Genomic DNA, 14,600 nt, shown 5'->3' on the forward strand with positions numbered 1-14,600 from the left:
TCGGCGGGACGACCCGCAGTCCGGCTCAGTCGTCGTTCTTGTTGCCGCCCAGGCCTTGGGAGATGAGGTTCAGGACGGTGGGGTCCTGCAGGGTGGTGGCATCGCCCGTGGCGCGGTTCTCGGCGATGTCACGCAGCAGGCGGCGCATGATCTTCCCGGACCGGGTCTTGGGCAGTTCCGGGACGACCAGGATGCGCTTGGGTTTGGCGATCGGCCCGATCTCCTTGGCCACGTGGTTGCGCAGCTGCTGCACCAGCGCGTCCCCATCGTCGACCGCTCCGCCGCGCAGGATGACGAACGCGACGATCCCCTGCCCGGTCATGTCATCAGCCGCGCCGACCACCGCGGCCTCGGCCACCGCCTCGTGGGACACCAGGGCCGATTCGACCTCGGTGGTCGAGATCCGGTGCCCGGAGACGTTCATGACGTCATCGACCCGCCCCAGCAGCCAGATCGCCCCGTCGTCGTCGTACTTCGCCCCGTCCCCGGCGAAGTAATACCCCTGGTCGGCGAACCGCGACCAGTACGTGTCAACGAATCGCTGGTCGTCGCCGTAGATGGTGCGCAGCATCGACGGCCACGGCTTGTCGATGACCAGATACCCACCCTGCCCGTGACCGACCGGGACGCCTTCGTCGTTGACGATCTTCGCGCTGATCCCCGGGATCGGGGTCATCGCCGACCCCGGCTTGGTGTGCGTCACCCCCGGCAGCGGGGAGATCATGATCGCCCCGGTCTCGGTTTGCCACCACGTGTCCACGATCGGGCACCGCTCCCGCCCGATGTTGACCCGGTACCACATCCACGCCTCCGGGTTGATCGGCTCACCCACCGACCCCAACACCCGCAAACTGGACAGATCAAACCTGGCGGGGATGTCGGCGCCCCACTTCATGAACGTCCGGATCAACGTCGGCGCCGTGTAATAGATGCTCACCTTGTACTTGTCGATGATCTGCCAATGCCGCGACTCATCCGGCGTGTTCGGCGTCCCCTCATAGATCACCTGCGACGCCCCGTTGGCCAGCGGCCCGTACACGATGTAGGAATGCCCGGTCACCCACCCGATATCAGCGGTGCACCAATACACATCCGACTCGGGTTTCAGATCGAACACCACCCGATGCGTGTACGCCGCCTGCGTCAAATACCCACCCGAGGTGTGCAGGATCCCCTTGGGCTTCCCCGTCGTGCCGGACGTGTACAAGATGAACAACGGCTGCTCCGAGTCGAACACCTGCGCCTCATGCTGCTCGGGCTGGGCGTCGACCACCTCATGCCACCACACATCCCGGCCCTCGTCCCAGGTGACCTCCCCACCGGTGCGCCGCACCACCAGCACCTTCTGAACCGGCGAGTCAGCACCGGCGACCGCCTCATCGACCGCGTCCTTCAGGTTCACCGCCTGCCCGCGCCGGTACTGACCGTCCGCGGTGATCACCACCGAGGCCTGCGCATCGGAGATCCGCGACCGCAACGCCTCCGCCGAGAACCCCGCGAACACCACCGAATGCGCCGCCCCCAGACGGGCACACGCCAACATCGCCACCACCGCCTGCGGAATCATCGGCAAATAGATCGCCACCCGATCCCCCGCCGACACCCCCAGCTCCGTCAAAGCGTTCGCGGCCTGCGCCACCCGCACCCGCAAATCGCTGTACGTGATCTGTTCAGAATCCCCCGGCTCACCCTCCCAGAAGATCGCCACCCGATCCCCATGACCAGCCTCCACATGACGATCCACACAATTGACCGCCACATTCAACCCACCACCCACAAACCACCGCGCATGCGGCCGATCCGACCAATCCACCACCGCACCAAAATCCCGACCCCACGACAAGGCCCGCGCCTGCTCAGCCCAGAACCCCTCGGGGTCATCGGCGGCCTGCTGATAGGACTCGGCGGTCGCATTGGCCTTCGCGGCCAGGGATTCCGGCGGCGCAAAGGTGCGGTTCTCGGCCAGCAGATTGTCGAGGGTGTTGGCGTCGTCGGTGGGCGCCGTGCTGGCCTCACCGGTCGCGGCTGACGACCCCGCGCCGGCCGTGGCTGCGGCCGCCGGGTCCGGGGTGACGTCGGCAGTGGGGGATGACGGTCCGCTCATGAGAACTCCTCGGTGGTGACGACGTTGTCGACCGGACCGACGCAGCGCGTGGGGTACCGGCGTCTCGGGGCGACGGTAACCAAGCGCGGTGACACCCGCCACGGCCGGGTCCGCCCGGGCGGCCAGCGGTCGGCGGGGATCGGTCAACGGTCGCGCGAGCCGGCGAGCCGGGGTGGTGAGGCGGTGAGCGGGCCGGCGAACCAGCTGGCGTCGGTAGCGTGCGGGACGTGTCCAGTTCTGCCGGCGATCGCGTCGCCCCATCCGGTCCCGCTGAGCCGCGCGGTGCATCGGGCCCCGCCCGGCGGGCACCGGCACCCGAGCAGGACGGAGACGTCGAACGCGCGAGACGGGCCATCGACGAGGTCCGCGGTCATCCCGCTCAACGTCGTCACCGGGAGCGGAACGCAGCCGAGGCCGGCCTGCGGGCGGCCCGGCTGTCGGCCGCGATCGACGGGGTCCCGCTGTCCGTCCCGACGACGACCGTGTCGCCGGTGCTGGTCGGAGCCGTTCGGGCCGGCGCGGCCCTGCCCGATCTCGTCGGAGCCTGGCAGCGCTCTCCCCGGCAGGTGCTGGCCCGCCTCCATCTGCTCGCCGCCGCCGGGGTGGCGGCTGACGGCGAGGTCGGGCGGCCGCGTCCCGGCCCCGGGGCGGCGTCCGCGCTGGGACAGGTCAGCGATCTGGTGCTGGCGGGTGGTCGACCGGCTCCGCAACTGGTCGCCCTCGTCCATCGGGAGCTCGTCGTGACGTCGCCGTTCGCGACGGCCAACGGTGTGGTGGCCCGGGCGGCCGCGCGACTGACGATGATGGCGACCGGGCTGGACCCCGACGGCCTCACCGTGCCCGAGATCGCCTATCTGCGATGGTTTCGTCCCGATTCTCGTCCGGAGCCGATCGGCTGGGACGAGGTCGAGTGGACGCGACGGACGGTCGACGCTCTGGTCGAGGGCGCACGGGAAGCGATCACCGTCGCTGACAGTGTCATTTGATGCTCACCAGCATTTTGGCTGCTACTAGTAATCAGGCAATCACTTTGCGATTTTATTGGCCGCGCAAAAGCACGGCGCGGCTTGCTCCGTCCGGGTGAATTCCTCCGCATGTTCCGGCCCACCGATCTGGGGGCGCCCCTTCGCATCGAAGGGGCGCGAAAAGGGCGCCCGTGGCGGGCCGGCGTCGTGAACCGGTCCCGAGCCAACGGTGGTCCCGCTCGGCGCATTCGCCCGGAGCGGAACGTGGGGCGAGGCCCGGAGTGACCTGCCGGGCCGCGGTCGGCCGGGCGAGGGGAGCGTCGAACGACAGCGCACCGGCTGCTCGCTGTTCTCCGCGACGATCCGGGCGGCCGGCCGGCGCATGCCTGGTCCGGAAATGAAAGACGGCGCCCCGCAATACTTCTCGGGGCGCCGTCGGCGTAGGCTGACCGGCTACCAGGCTCACCACGACTCGTCGTTACGGGCGTTCCCGTCTCTCGGGAGTGGCCCTGACGACGTACCTCCCGCGGCATACAGCGGTGAGTGGGTACCGGGGTCCACGCGGGGAGCTCCTCCACGGGGTGGGCATCACTTCTCTTCCGCGATGTCCCTGGCCGGGCGGGGGTCCCTGTCAACAGTGATACCCGCGTCCGACGTCGTCGGCAACCGCCACGACGGCGTTCCCCCGGCCGGACCGATTCAGACGCCCCCGATCGAGTCAACAGACGAGGTGGGCAACCGGGAGAACACGGCAATGCCCTGCGTGCCATAGGTGACGAATGGCTGGGCTCGGGTCTACAGTGAAGTCGTCGGTTTCCACCCCCCCGGAACCGACCATCGGGTTCAGCTCAACCCCCCGGAGCTGAACCCCCGCGGCCCCCGCCCTCCCCCCTGGCGGGGGCCGCCCCTTTTCTCGGGTCGGCCCGGCGATGTGCTCCGCTCGGCGATCATCCACACAGCCGGCGACGGTAGTTGTCCACATCCCCGATATCCGTCCCCACCTGCGGTCGGCCCGTGGTGGGTGAGTGTTGCTGTGACGTTCCCTGGGTTCCTCGCTGACGGCGCACCCCGGGGAGACGAACACATGCCACGCCCGCTGTTGATCACGGCCGACGACCACCTGCTCGACGACGTACTCCGGATGGCCGCGGCCGCCGGCGTCGAGCTCACCCACAGTCGCGACGCCGGGTGCCGGACGGCCTGGCGCGACGCCCCGACGGTGCTGGTCGACGAGGAGCTCGTCGGTGAGCTGGTGGCCGCCCGGCTCGGCCGGCGGCCCGGTGTCGTGGTCCTCGCCCGGTCCGCCCCCACCCCGGCCACCTGGTCGGCCTCCGTCGCCCTGGGCGTCGATCGGGTCCTGGAGATCGGACAGGGCGATGTCGACATCGTCGCCGCCCTCGCCGACACCGTCGCCGGCGGTCCAGACGATGGTCGGTGCATCGCGGTGGTCGGCGGATGCGGCGGGGCGGGCGCCACGGTGTTCGCGCTCGCACTGGCCGCCGCGGCCGTGCGGGACCAGCCGGAGGTCCTGCTCATGGATGCCGACCCGACCGGCTCCGGCCTCGACGCGCTGGTGGGCATCGAGGATCGACCGGGCGTCCGCTGGACCGACCTGACCGCACCCACCGGACGGCTGGACGCGCACACCCTGCTGCGGGCGGTGCCGGCGGCGTCCTCCGGTGGTGGGCGGATCCCGGTCCTGGCCTACCCGCCGGGGCGGGTCGAGCCGGTGGACGCCGCCGTGGCTGAGGTGGTCCTCGACGGCTGTCGCCGGGCCGGGGTGCTGACCATCGTCGACCTGCCGCGGCATCCGCAACCGGTCACCGACCGGGTGCTGGAACGAGCGGACCTGACGGTGCTGGTGGTGCCGGCCGACGTGCGGGCGTGCCTGGCCGCCCGCCGGCTGATCCCGGTCCTGTCCGAATCCGCCGGCCGGTGCGGTGTCGTGGTTCGCGGCCCCTCGCCCGGCGGACTGAGCGCGCAGGAGGTCGCCGACGTGCTGGACCTGCCGCTCTGGGCCAGGATGCGGGCGCTCCCGGCCGTGGCCCGGGACGGCGAGCGCGGGATCGTCCCGTCCGGCGGCCCCCGGGATGCCCTCGGTCGGGCTGCCGGCGCGGTCCTGGACCTGCTCGATCCGGTCGCGGTGTGAGCGCCGACCTGATCGAGCGCGTGCAGCGCCGGCTGGTGCGTGACGGCGCCGCCCCCACGTCCACCGCACTCGCCACGGCCATCCGGGCCGAGTCCGCCGGACTGCTCAGCGACGCCGAGCTCCTGCGGCTCATCCGGTTGCTGCAACGCGAACTCGTCGGCAGCGGCCCGCTCAGTGAACTGCTGGCCGACCCGGCCACCACCGACGTCGTCGTCAACGGACCGGACGATGTGCGGGTCGACCGGGGTCACGGCTGGGAAGCGACCGACATCCGGTTCCCGGACGACGCCGCGGTGGCCCGCCTGGCCCGCCGGCTGGCCACCGCGGCCGGTCGCCGACTCGACGACGCCTGTCCCTGGGTGGACGCACGGCTGGCCGACGGCAGTCGGCTGCACGCCGTCCTGGCCCCGGTGGCCGCGACCGGGACGAGCGTGTCGCTGCGGGTCCTGCGGCCCGTTCGCCACGACCTGACCACCCTCGCAGCCACTGGCACCCTCCCGGGCGTCACCCGGGAGGTGCTGGCCGGCATCGTCGCCGCCCGGTTGGCGTTTCTGGTCAGTGGCGGGACCGGTTCGGGCAAGACGACCCTGCTGGCCGCGCTCCTCGCCGCGCTCCCACCGGACGAGCGGGTGGTCACGGTCGAGGACGCCGAGGAACTCCGCCCGCCCCATCCGCATCTGGTGCGTCTGGTCGCCCGGCCCGCGAACGTCGAGGGGGCCGGAGCCGTGGTCCTGCGTGATCTCGTCCGCCAGGCCCTCCGGATGCGGCCCGACCGCATCGTGGTCGGCGAGGTCCGGGGTTTGGAGGTCGTCGATCTGCTGGCCGCCCTCAACACCGGCCACGACGGCGGCGCCGGGACGGTCCACGCCAACACCGCCGCCGACGTACCGGCCCGCATCGAGGCGCTGGCCGCCCTCGGCGGCGTCGGCCGGTCGGCCGTGCACGCCCAGCTCGCCGGCGCCGTGCAGATCGTCCTGCACATGACCCGGGGCGCGGCCGGTCGCGAACTGGTCGAGATCGCTGTGCTGCAGCGCGGTTCCGACGGCCTGGTGTCGGCCGTCCCCGCCGTGCGTCGCGGTGTGCCGGTCGCCCGGGGCGCGGCGGTGCTGGCCACGGTGCTGGCCGACCGCGGGGTCGGTGTCCCGTGGTGACGAAGGCGGTCATCGCGTCCCCGGACGGGGCGGTCGCCGATGGCTGGCCGGCGTGGGGGACGCCCGGATCGGGCGGACTCTGGTCGGCCCTGGGGTTGTCGTGCCTGGCGGCGGCGCTGTTGCTCTGGCCCTCGCCGCCCTGCCCGCCCGCCCGCTCCGACCGGGCGTCGGGACGGTCCCGACGCGCGGGACACGGCCCGCGGGTGCGGCTCCGTGCGGACACGATGACCGCGTGCCTGATGGTCCTGCTGGCGGCGGGGGCCGTCCTGCTGCTGGGGTCGGCCGCCGGGTCGGCGGCGGTCGCGGTGCTCGGCGGGACCGTGACCCTCCTGCTGCGGTGGGGAGCGGCCGATCGTCGGGGGCGCCGTGAGCTGGTCGAGCTGACCGCGGCGCTGCGCATGGTCGCTCGCGAGCTCCGCGCGGGTGCCTCACCGGACGCGGCGGTCAGGGCCGCCCTCGCCGGTCGGTCCGGCTCGTCCCGGAGGTCGCGCTCCGGGATCGGAGTACCGGTGACCGATCGCGGACGGGTGGAGCAGGTGTTGCGGGACCTCGTGGTGCCCGAGGCGGCCGGCCGCGGGCCGTCGACGGGGCCGCCGGACGCCTCACGCCGCCGACGTGGGCCGGTCGACGAGCTGACCGTCCGGCTCGTGTGCGGCTGGCGCCTGGCGACCCGCACGGGGCTGCCGCTGACCCGGCTCGTCGATGCCGTGGTCGCCGTGGCCGAGGAGCGCACCACCGCACTCGACGCGCGACGCGCCGAGGTCGCCGGTCCCCGCCTGTCCGGCTGGGTGCTGGCGGCTCTGCCGATCATGGGACTGCTGCTGGGCAGCGGCATGGGGGTCGACCCGTTCGCCGTCCTGCTCGCCCCCAGCGGATGGGGGCCGATCCTGCTGCTCACCGGCACCGTCCTGACCGCCGCCGGCCTGCTCTGGTCCGCGCGCATCGTCCGGCGATGACCCCCGCCGCTCCGTACGCCCTGGTCGTGCTCGGACTGTCCTTACTGCTCTGGCCCCCGCCGCCGAACGGGGGGCGTCTGCGGACGCCGTCGACGGGCCGTGGCGGCTGGCGGGCGCGGATCGGACTGGACGACGACGATCCGTCCGCGCGACGGCGCGCCGACCTGATCGCCGGGATCGGGCCGGCCCTGGTCATCGTGCTCATCGCCCCCGAGGCCTGGTGGCTGGTGGTGCTCGCGGCGGCGGTGGTGGTGATCCGTCGACGAGCGGCCCGCCGCTCCCGCGGGTCGTCCTCACGTCGGCAGGCCGACCTGGCCGTGCACCACGAACTGGTCGCCGCCTGTCTCGACGCGGGCATGCCCATCGGGGCTGCGCTGCGGGCCGTGGCCGATGCGCTGCCGTCGCCCCCGCCTCGGGCCGACGGGACGGCGGCTCCGGCCGGTGGTGACACCACCGCCGAGGCGCAGGCCGACCGGGTGCTCGAGGCCGTCGCGGCGATGCTCGAGCTGGGGGCCGGCCCCGACGCGGCCTGGAAACCGGCGGACGACGACCCGGACCTGCGTCCGCTGGCGTCCGCCGCCCGCCGTTCGGCACTGGGGGGTGCGGGCCTGGCCGACGCCGTCCGCGAGCAGGCCCGGGCGCTCCGGGCCCAGGTCGAGACCGCGGAGCGCCAGGCCACCGGCCGCGCCGGTGTGCTCATGGTCGCCCCGCTCGGCGTGTGCTTCCTGCCGGCCTTCCTGTGCCTCGGTCTCGCCCCGGTCGTGCTGGGCCTCATCGGCCAACTCGACCTGTTCTGACGCCGGCCGGCTGTCCACATCCCGGACGGCTGTCCACAAGCACACGATCGTTCTGCCGCGATCACACCCGTTGCCGCACAGTCGATGTCACCACTCCGGGAGCCGTTCCCGGAACGCTGGAAGGAGTCCGCCATGACCGTCAGCCCACCGACCGCCGTCGGAACCACCGACACCCACGAATCCGGCTGTTCCGGCCAGGTGTCGATGCTGCGGCGGTGGTCACGCCGGCCGGCCGCCGCCGGTAACCCGTCGGCCCTGGCGGACGCCACCGGTGCGACAGCCGGCCCCGCGGCCGGCCCGGCCGGCCCGGCCGGCGACGCCGGGATGAGCACGGTCGAGTACGCGGTGGGGACGGTGGTGGCCGCGGCGTTCGCGGCGGTGCTGTACAAGATCGTCACCGGCGACTCCGTGGTGGCCGGCCTGACGAACCTCGTCGAGTCCGCGCTGTCCTCGACGTTCTGACCACCGTGCCCACTCGCCCGTCCCGGCGTCCGGTCGGCCGGTCGACCCGCGTTGTCGCCACCGGCCCACCGACATCCGGGGACGACCGGGGTGCGGTGACCGTCGAGGCGGCCCTGGCGCTGTCCGTGCTGGCGGTCGTCCTGGCGGGGGCACTGGCGGCGATCGTCTGCCTGATGGGCCATCTGCGCTGTGTGGACGCGGCCCGGGAGGCAGCGCGGCTGGCCGCCCGCGACGACACCGGGGCGGCGGCGGCTGTCGTGCGGGCTGCGGCCCCGGACGGGGCCGAGCTGCGATTGGACCGCGCCGACGGTCTGGTCACCGCGACGGTCACCAGCCGGGCGGCCGGGGGCCTGCTGCCCGGCATCCAGCTGTCGGCGTCCGCGGTGGCGGCGGTCGAACCGCGACCCGGGGCGACCCGGTGATCGCGTGGCCGGGGATTCGGCCGGGGTCAGCGGTCCGTGGGGCTGGCCGATGGCCGTCGGAAGAGCGCGCCGGAGAGGCGGACGCGGGTGTGGCGACGGTGCTGGTCGCGGCGGGTCTGGCGGCGCTGCTGGTGGTGCTGGTGGCGGCCACCTGGCTGGCGGCGGCGGTGACGGCGCGGCACCGGGCCGGGGCGGCGGCCGATCTGGCGGCGCTGGCCGGGGCGGCCGTGGTGGTGCGCGGGGCCGACGCCGTCTGCGCCGCCGCGGTCCGGGTGGCGGAGGCGAACGGGGCCGGCCTCGACTCCTGCCGCGTCACCGGGGTCACCGTCCGCGTCACCACCACGGTCGACGTCCGGGTCGGGCCGGTCGACGGTTCCGCCGACGGACGGGCCCAGGCCGGCCCGGTGTCGGACGTCGGGGTCCGCGCCGCGGGCGGGTCCGGCGACGACGCGGTCCCGGATGCACCGTGACCTGGCCGCCGGAACGGTCAGGCCCGCACCGTCGCCCCGGTCGAGCGCAGATCGGTCTCCAGGGCGAGGGACTGCAGCACCAGATCGAGGACCACCGGCGCGCCGGTCTTGGACAGCGGGTTGTTGCCGTTGCCGCATTTCGGCGACTGCACGCAGGACGGACAGCCGCGCTCGCACGGGCAGTCACGCACGAGGTCGCGGACGGCCGCCAGCCAGTCGGCCAGAACGGCCATGCCCCGTTCGGCGAAGCCCGCCCCGCCCGGATACCCGTCGTAGACGATGACGGTCGGATCGCCGGTATCGGGATGCCGCGCGGTGGACAGACCGCCGATGTCCCATCGATCGCACCCGGCGAACAGGGGGAGCAGGCCGATGGCCGCATGCTCGGCCGCATGCAACGCACCGGGGATCTCGCCCTCGTCCAGACCCGCCGCCAACAGCACGTCCTCGGGGATCGAATACCAGACCGCCCGGGTGTCCAGGGCGTGCGCCGGCATGTCCAACGGCACCGCGTCGATGAGCTCGCCATCGGACCGTTTGCGCAGGTAGCCGACAACCTGACCGGTGGCCCGGGCCGGGCCGTAGCCGACCCGGATGCCGCCGGTCAACGTCCGGGCGGCCGACGGGTCGGTCAGGTCGACGCTGGAGATCGAACGGGCCACCGTGGTCCACGGCGGGCTCGCCCGGTGCACGAACGCCACCCCGTCGACCAGGTCCATGTCGTCGACCACGTACGACTCGCCCTGGTGCAGGTGCACCGCACCCGGGTGGACCTGGGAGGGCGCCCGGCCCACGTCGACGTGGCCGAGCAGACGGCCGGACTCGCCCTCGACGATCGCCACCTGGCCGCCCCCACCGCCGCGCAGGTCGACCCGTTCGGCGGGGCTGCCCGGTTCGGCCCAGAACCAGCCGGCCGGTCGGCGGCGCAGGATCCGGCGGGCCACCAGGTCGGTGACCACCGCCCGCACCGCCTGCACGGCGGCCGCCTGCTCGGCCCCGGACAGCCCGGGGGTGGCGAACAGTTCGAGGTCGTCCTCGGTGAGATGCCGTTCGGCGGCCGCGCAGGCCAGATGGGGGCCGAGCACGTAAGGGTTGGCCGGGTCGAAGACCGCGGCCTCCACCGGCCGGCCGAAGATGCGCTCCGGGTGGTGGACGAGATAGGTGTCCAGCGGATCATCCCGGGCGACGAAGACGGCCATCGGGTCCGGCCGTCCCGGCTCCGGTGCGGCGCGCCGCCCGGCCCGTCCGGCCTGCTGCCAGAGGGACGCGAGCGTCCCCGGCCAGCCCGTCAGGACGACCGCGTCCAGGCCGGCGATGTCGATGCCCAGTTCCAGGGCGTTGGTGGAGGCCAGGCCGAGCAGTTCGCCGCTGGCCAGAGCCCGTTCCAGCGCCCGTCGGTCCTCCGCGAGGTAACCGCCCCGGTAGGCGGCGACCCGGCCCGCGGCGGATCCGACGGCCTCGTCGAGCAGTCGGCCGGCGGTGACCGCCGTGGTCTCGGCGCCGTGCCGCGACCGGACGAAGGTCAGCGTGCGGGTGCCGGCCGCGACCAGATCGGCCATCACGTGCGCGGCGTGCGTCCCGGCCGATCGGCGGATCGGCGCCCCGTTCTCCCCGGCGACACCGTCCAGGGCCGGCGGCTCGCACAGGACGAATGTCGACGCCGGGCGGGGGGCGCCGTCGGCGGTCACCGCCACACAGGGTCGCCCCGTCAACCGCCGCCCCGCTCCGGCCGGGTCGGCCGCGGTCGCCGACGCCAGCACGAAGACCGGATCCGACCCGTACCGGCGGGCCAGCCGCACCAGCCGCCGCAGGGTCAGGGCCACGTGCGCACCGAACACCCCGCGGTAGGCGTGGCACTCGTCCAGCACCACGTACCGCAGGCGCCGCAGCACCCGCGACCAGCGTCCGTGCTGCGGCAGGATCCCGCGGTGCAGCATGTCCGGGTTGGTCAGCAGCACGTTCCCGTGCGCCCGCGCCCAGTCGCGTTCATCGGTGGTGGTGTCGCCGTCGTAGCGCGCCGGACGCACCCCCGGCAGCTCGAACCCGACCAACGACGCCAGCTGATCGGCCGCCAGGGCCTTGGTCGGCGACAGGTACAGCGAACAGGTCCGCGGGTCGGCCATGGCCGCCGCCAGCACCGGCAGCTGGTAGCCCAGCGACTTCCCCGAGGCCGTACCGGTGCTGACCACCACGTCCCGGCCCGACGCGGCGAGGTCAGCGGTGGCCGCCTGGTGCGACCAGGGGGCGATGACCCCGCGGCGCGCGCAGGCGGCCCGCAGCTCGGCCGGCACCCACTCGGGCCACGACACCGGCTCGCCGGCCCGCGCGGCCAGGAACTCGGTATGCAGCACGCCGGATGTGACGGAGGTCACCTATCAGCCTCTTTGATCGATTCAGCCATTCGTGGCGGGCGCCGTCAGCAGCCGGCACGCCCCGCTCGGTTGTCCGAAGACTACCGCTTGACCAGCGGCATTACGGCGCCATCCGACGCGCGCAGCGCGTGTCGGACCAGCTGCTGAGAACTTCGTGAGAGGTGACATACAGTGCGATGCGTCACGCCGTGAGCAACCGCGGCGACACGTGTCGACCAACGCCGGTCCCGCATGTTGTGACCGGACTTTCACGACTGTGCATGCAGGGATCGGGAGTTCGATGACTACAACTCTTGCCGCGACGACGACACACACCGCTGCCGCCGCCGACCTGACCCTCAGTGGGAGCGATCAGGGCATCGTGATCGCCGTGGGGGTGATCGCCCTCGTCGCCCTGGTCATCGCCTTCGTCCTGCGCGCCGGGGTACTGGCCGCCGGTCAGGGCACACCGAAGATGCGGGAGATCTCCGAAGCCGTCCAGGAGGGCGCGGCCGCCTACCTCGGACGACAGTTCCGCACCCTCGGCATCTTCGTCGTCATCGTCTTCGCCCTGCTGTTCGTGCTGCCCGCGAACACCACCGGCGAGCGGATCGGCCGGTCGATCTTCTTCCTGGTCGGCGCCGGTTTCTCGGCCGCGATCGGCTACCTCGGCATGTGGCTGTCCACCCGGGCCAACGTCCGGGTCGCCGCCGCCGCCAACGAGCCCGGGGGACGGGACGCGGCCATGCGGATCGCGTTCCGCACCGGCGGCACCGTGGGCCTGGCCACCACCGGCCTCGGCCTTCTCGGCACCGCCATCGTCGTGCTCGTCTACACCGGCGAAGCGCCGAAGGTGCTCGAGGGCTTCGGGTTCGGCGCCGCCCTGCTCGCCATGTTCATGCGGGTCGGCGGCGGCATCTTCACCAAGGCCGCCGACGTCGGCGCCGACCTGGTCGGCAAGGTCGAACAGGGCATCCCCGAGGACGACCCCCGCAACGCCGCCACCATCGCCGACAACGTGGGCGACAACGTCGGTGACTGCGCGGGCATGGCCGCCGATCTCTTCGAGTCGTACGCGGTGACCCTGGTCGCCTCGCTCATCCTGGGCAGCGCCGCCTTCGGGGCCAAGGGCCTGATCTTCCCGCTGATCGTCCCGGCCATCGGCGTGCTGACCGCCATCATCGGCGTCTACATCACCAAGCCACGGGCCGGCGAGGCCGGACTGACGACCATCAACCGGTCCTTCTACATCTCGGCCGTCATCTCGGCCGTGCTGTGCGGGGTCGCCGCCTTCGTCTACCTGCCCGGCAGCTTCGCCGACCTCGGCGTCGCCGCGGTCGCGAACGAGACCGGCAACCCGGCACTGATCGCCTTCATCGCCGTCATCATCGGCATCGTGCTGGCCGCGGTCATCCTCTGGCTCACCGGCTACTTCACCGGCACCGAGACCAAGCCCACCAACGACGTGGCCGACGCCTCGCTGACCGGCGCGGCCACCGTCGTGCTGGCCGGTATCTCGGTCGGGTTCGAGTCGGCCGTGTACACCGCGCTGGTCATCGCGGGAGCCGTCTACGGCGCGTTCCTGCTCTCGGGGTCCCTCATCGTGGCGCTGTTCATGATCGCGCTGGCCGGCTGCGGTCTGCTCACCACCGTCGGCGTCATCGTCGCCATGGACACCTTCGGCCCGGTCTCCGACAACGCCCAGGGCGTGGCCGAGATGAGCGGCGAGGTGTCCGAGCAGGGCGCGCAGATCCTCACCGAGCTGGACGCCGTCGGCAACACCACCAAGGCCATCACCAAGGGCATCGCCATCGCGACCGCCGTACTGGCGGCGACCGCGCTGTTCGGCTCCTACTCCGACGCGATCCTGCAGGCCATGGTCACGGCCGGCGAGGCCATCGAGGTCTTCACCGCGAACGTCGTGTCGCCCGCCACCCTGGTCGGCATGCTCCTCGGCGCCTGCGTCGTCTTCCTCTTCTCCGGTCTCGCGGTCAATGCGGTGTCCCGGGCGGCCGGCGCGGTGGTCTACGAGGTGCGACGTCAGTTCCGCGACATCCCCGGGATCATGGAGGGCACGACCAAGCCGGAGTACGGCAAGGTCGTCGACATCGTCACCCGCGACTCGCTGCGGGAGTTGGCCACCCCCGGCCTGCTCGCCGTCTTCGCTCCCATCGCCGTCGGCTTCGGCCTGGGTGTCGGTCCGCTGGCCGGCTACCTGGCCGGCACCATCGCCACCGGCACGCTGATGGCCGTCTTCCTGGCCAACTCCGGCGGTGCGTGGGACAACGCGAAGAAAATCGTCGAGGACGGCCGGCACGGCGGCAAGGGCTCCCCGGCCCACGAGGCCACCGTCATCGGCGACACCGTCGGCGACCCGTTCAAGGACACCGCCGGCCCGGCCATCAACCCGCTGCTGAAGGTCATGAACCTGGTGTCGGTGCTCATCGCCCCGGCCGTCGTGACCCTCACCGTGGGGTCCGGAGCGAACGAGGGCATCCGGTACGCCATCGCCGCGGTCGCCCTGGTGATCATCATCGCCGCGGTCGTCGTGTCCAAGCGCCGGGCATCGGCACTGCACGCCGACCAGCCGCAGCCGGCCTGACCGGTCGGCACCATCGGACGACACGAGCTGACCGGCCCGGGGGAGCGCCCCGGGCCGGTCAGTCGTGTCGCCGCCCCTCCGATGGGGTAATCCCGCTCCACGGCGACCGGCCGGCGCCCACGGCCCGGGGCACGCTCGCAGATGGGCGGCGGCCGCGACGGCATCCGACGA

At 73.0% G+C, this 14,600-nt stretch carries 11 protein-coding genes; 9 read left to right on the forward strand and 2 right to left on the reverse strand.

Annotated features, from left to right (window positions below; translation table 11 throughout):
* Window positions 1-25 precede the first annotated feature (25 nt).
* Entirely contained in the window at window positions 26-2,104 is a 2,079-nt protein-coding gene (gene acs / locus FDO65_RS12855) for an acetate--CoA ligase (RefSeq protein ID WP_137450112.1), read from the reverse strand.
* A gap of 227 nt (window positions 2,105-2,331) precedes the next feature.
* Here acs and FDO65_RS12860 point away from each other — a divergent pair, with 227 nt between their 5' ends.
* The 8 genes from FDO65_RS12860 to FDO65_RS12895 all read left to right on the forward strand — a co-directional run bounded on the left by FDO65_RS12860 (window position 2,332) and on the right by FDO65_RS12895 (window position 9,476).
* Window positions 2,332-3,090, forward strand: coding sequence for an oxidoreductase (locus FDO65_RS12860; protein ID WP_205850016.1), 759 nt, complete (start codon window positions 2,332-2,334; stop codon window positions 3,088-3,090).
* Between the two features lie 1,063 nt (window positions 3,091-4,153).
* Complete coding sequence (gene ssd / locus FDO65_RS12865; RefSeq protein ID WP_137450113.1) at window positions 4,154-5,218, forward strand: septum site-determining protein Ssd; 1,065 nt, start codon at window positions 4,154-4,156, stop codon at window positions 5,216-5,218.
* On the forward strand, window positions 5,215-6,369 hold the full coding sequence (locus tag FDO65_RS12870; protein WP_137450114.1) for a TadA family conjugal transfer-associated ATPase: 1,155 nt from the start codon (window positions 5,215-5,217) through the stop codon (window positions 6,367-6,369). The genes ssd and FDO65_RS12870 overlap by 4 nt, the downstream gene beginning before the upstream one ends.
* Window positions 6,366-7,325, forward strand: a complete 960-nt coding sequence (locus FDO65_RS12875; protein ID WP_137450115.1) for a type II secretion system F family protein — start codon at window positions 6,366-6,368, stop codon at window positions 7,323-7,325. The genes FDO65_RS12870 and FDO65_RS12875 overlap by 4 nt, the downstream gene beginning before the upstream one ends.
* Window positions 7,322-8,122: a type II secretion system F family protein gene (locus FDO65_RS12880; protein WP_166442176.1), complete on the forward strand. Its 801-nt coding sequence runs from the start codon at window positions 7,322-7,324 to the stop codon at window positions 8,120-8,122. Before FDO65_RS12875 ends, FDO65_RS12880 begins: the two co-directional genes overlap by 4 nt.
* Before the next feature lie 255 nt (window positions 8,123-8,377).
* The gene (locus FDO65_RS23325) at window positions 8,378-8,584 is read left to right on the forward strand and encodes a DUF4244 domain-containing protein (protein ID WP_420847541.1); all 207 of its coding nucleotides are present in this window, start codon (window positions 8,378-8,380) and stop codon (window positions 8,582-8,584) included.
* A gap of 95 nt (window positions 8,585-8,679) precedes the next feature.
* Window positions 8,680-9,006, forward strand: coding sequence for a TadE family type IV pilus minor pilin (locus tag FDO65_RS12890; protein WP_137450117.1), 327 nt, complete (start codon window positions 8,680-8,682; stop codon window positions 9,004-9,006).
* 89 nt (window positions 9,007-9,095) lie between these two features.
* Complete coding sequence (locus FDO65_RS12895; RefSeq protein WP_205850017.1) at window positions 9,096-9,476, forward strand: Rv3654c family TadE-like protein; 381 nt, start codon at window positions 9,096-9,098, stop codon at window positions 9,474-9,476.
* Between the two features lie 17 nt (window positions 9,477-9,493).
* On the opposite strand, the gene FDO65_RS12900 is transcribed toward FDO65_RS12895, so the two are convergent.
* The gene (locus FDO65_RS12900) at window positions 9,494-11,848 is read right to left on the reverse strand and encodes a Zn-binding domain-containing protein (protein WP_137450119.1); all 2,355 of its coding nucleotides are present in this window, start codon (window positions 11,846-11,848) and stop codon (window positions 9,494-9,496) included.
* Window positions 11,849-12,128: 280 nt separating this feature from the next.
* Between FDO65_RS12900 and FDO65_RS12905 the strand changes: the two genes are divergently transcribed.
* Window positions 12,129-14,429 (forward strand): sodium-translocating pyrophosphatase, encoded by a 2,301-nt coding sequence (locus FDO65_RS12905; protein ID WP_137450120.1) that lies wholly within the window; start codon window positions 12,129-12,131, stop codon window positions 14,427-14,429.
* The last annotated feature ends 171 nt before the right edge of the window (window positions 14,430-14,600 follow it).

Source organism: Nakamurella flava, from assembly GCF_005298075.1.
In the GTDB taxonomy this organism is placed as follows: domain Bacteria; phylum Actinomycetota; class Actinomycetes; order Mycobacteriales; family Nakamurellaceae; genus Nakamurella; species Nakamurella flava.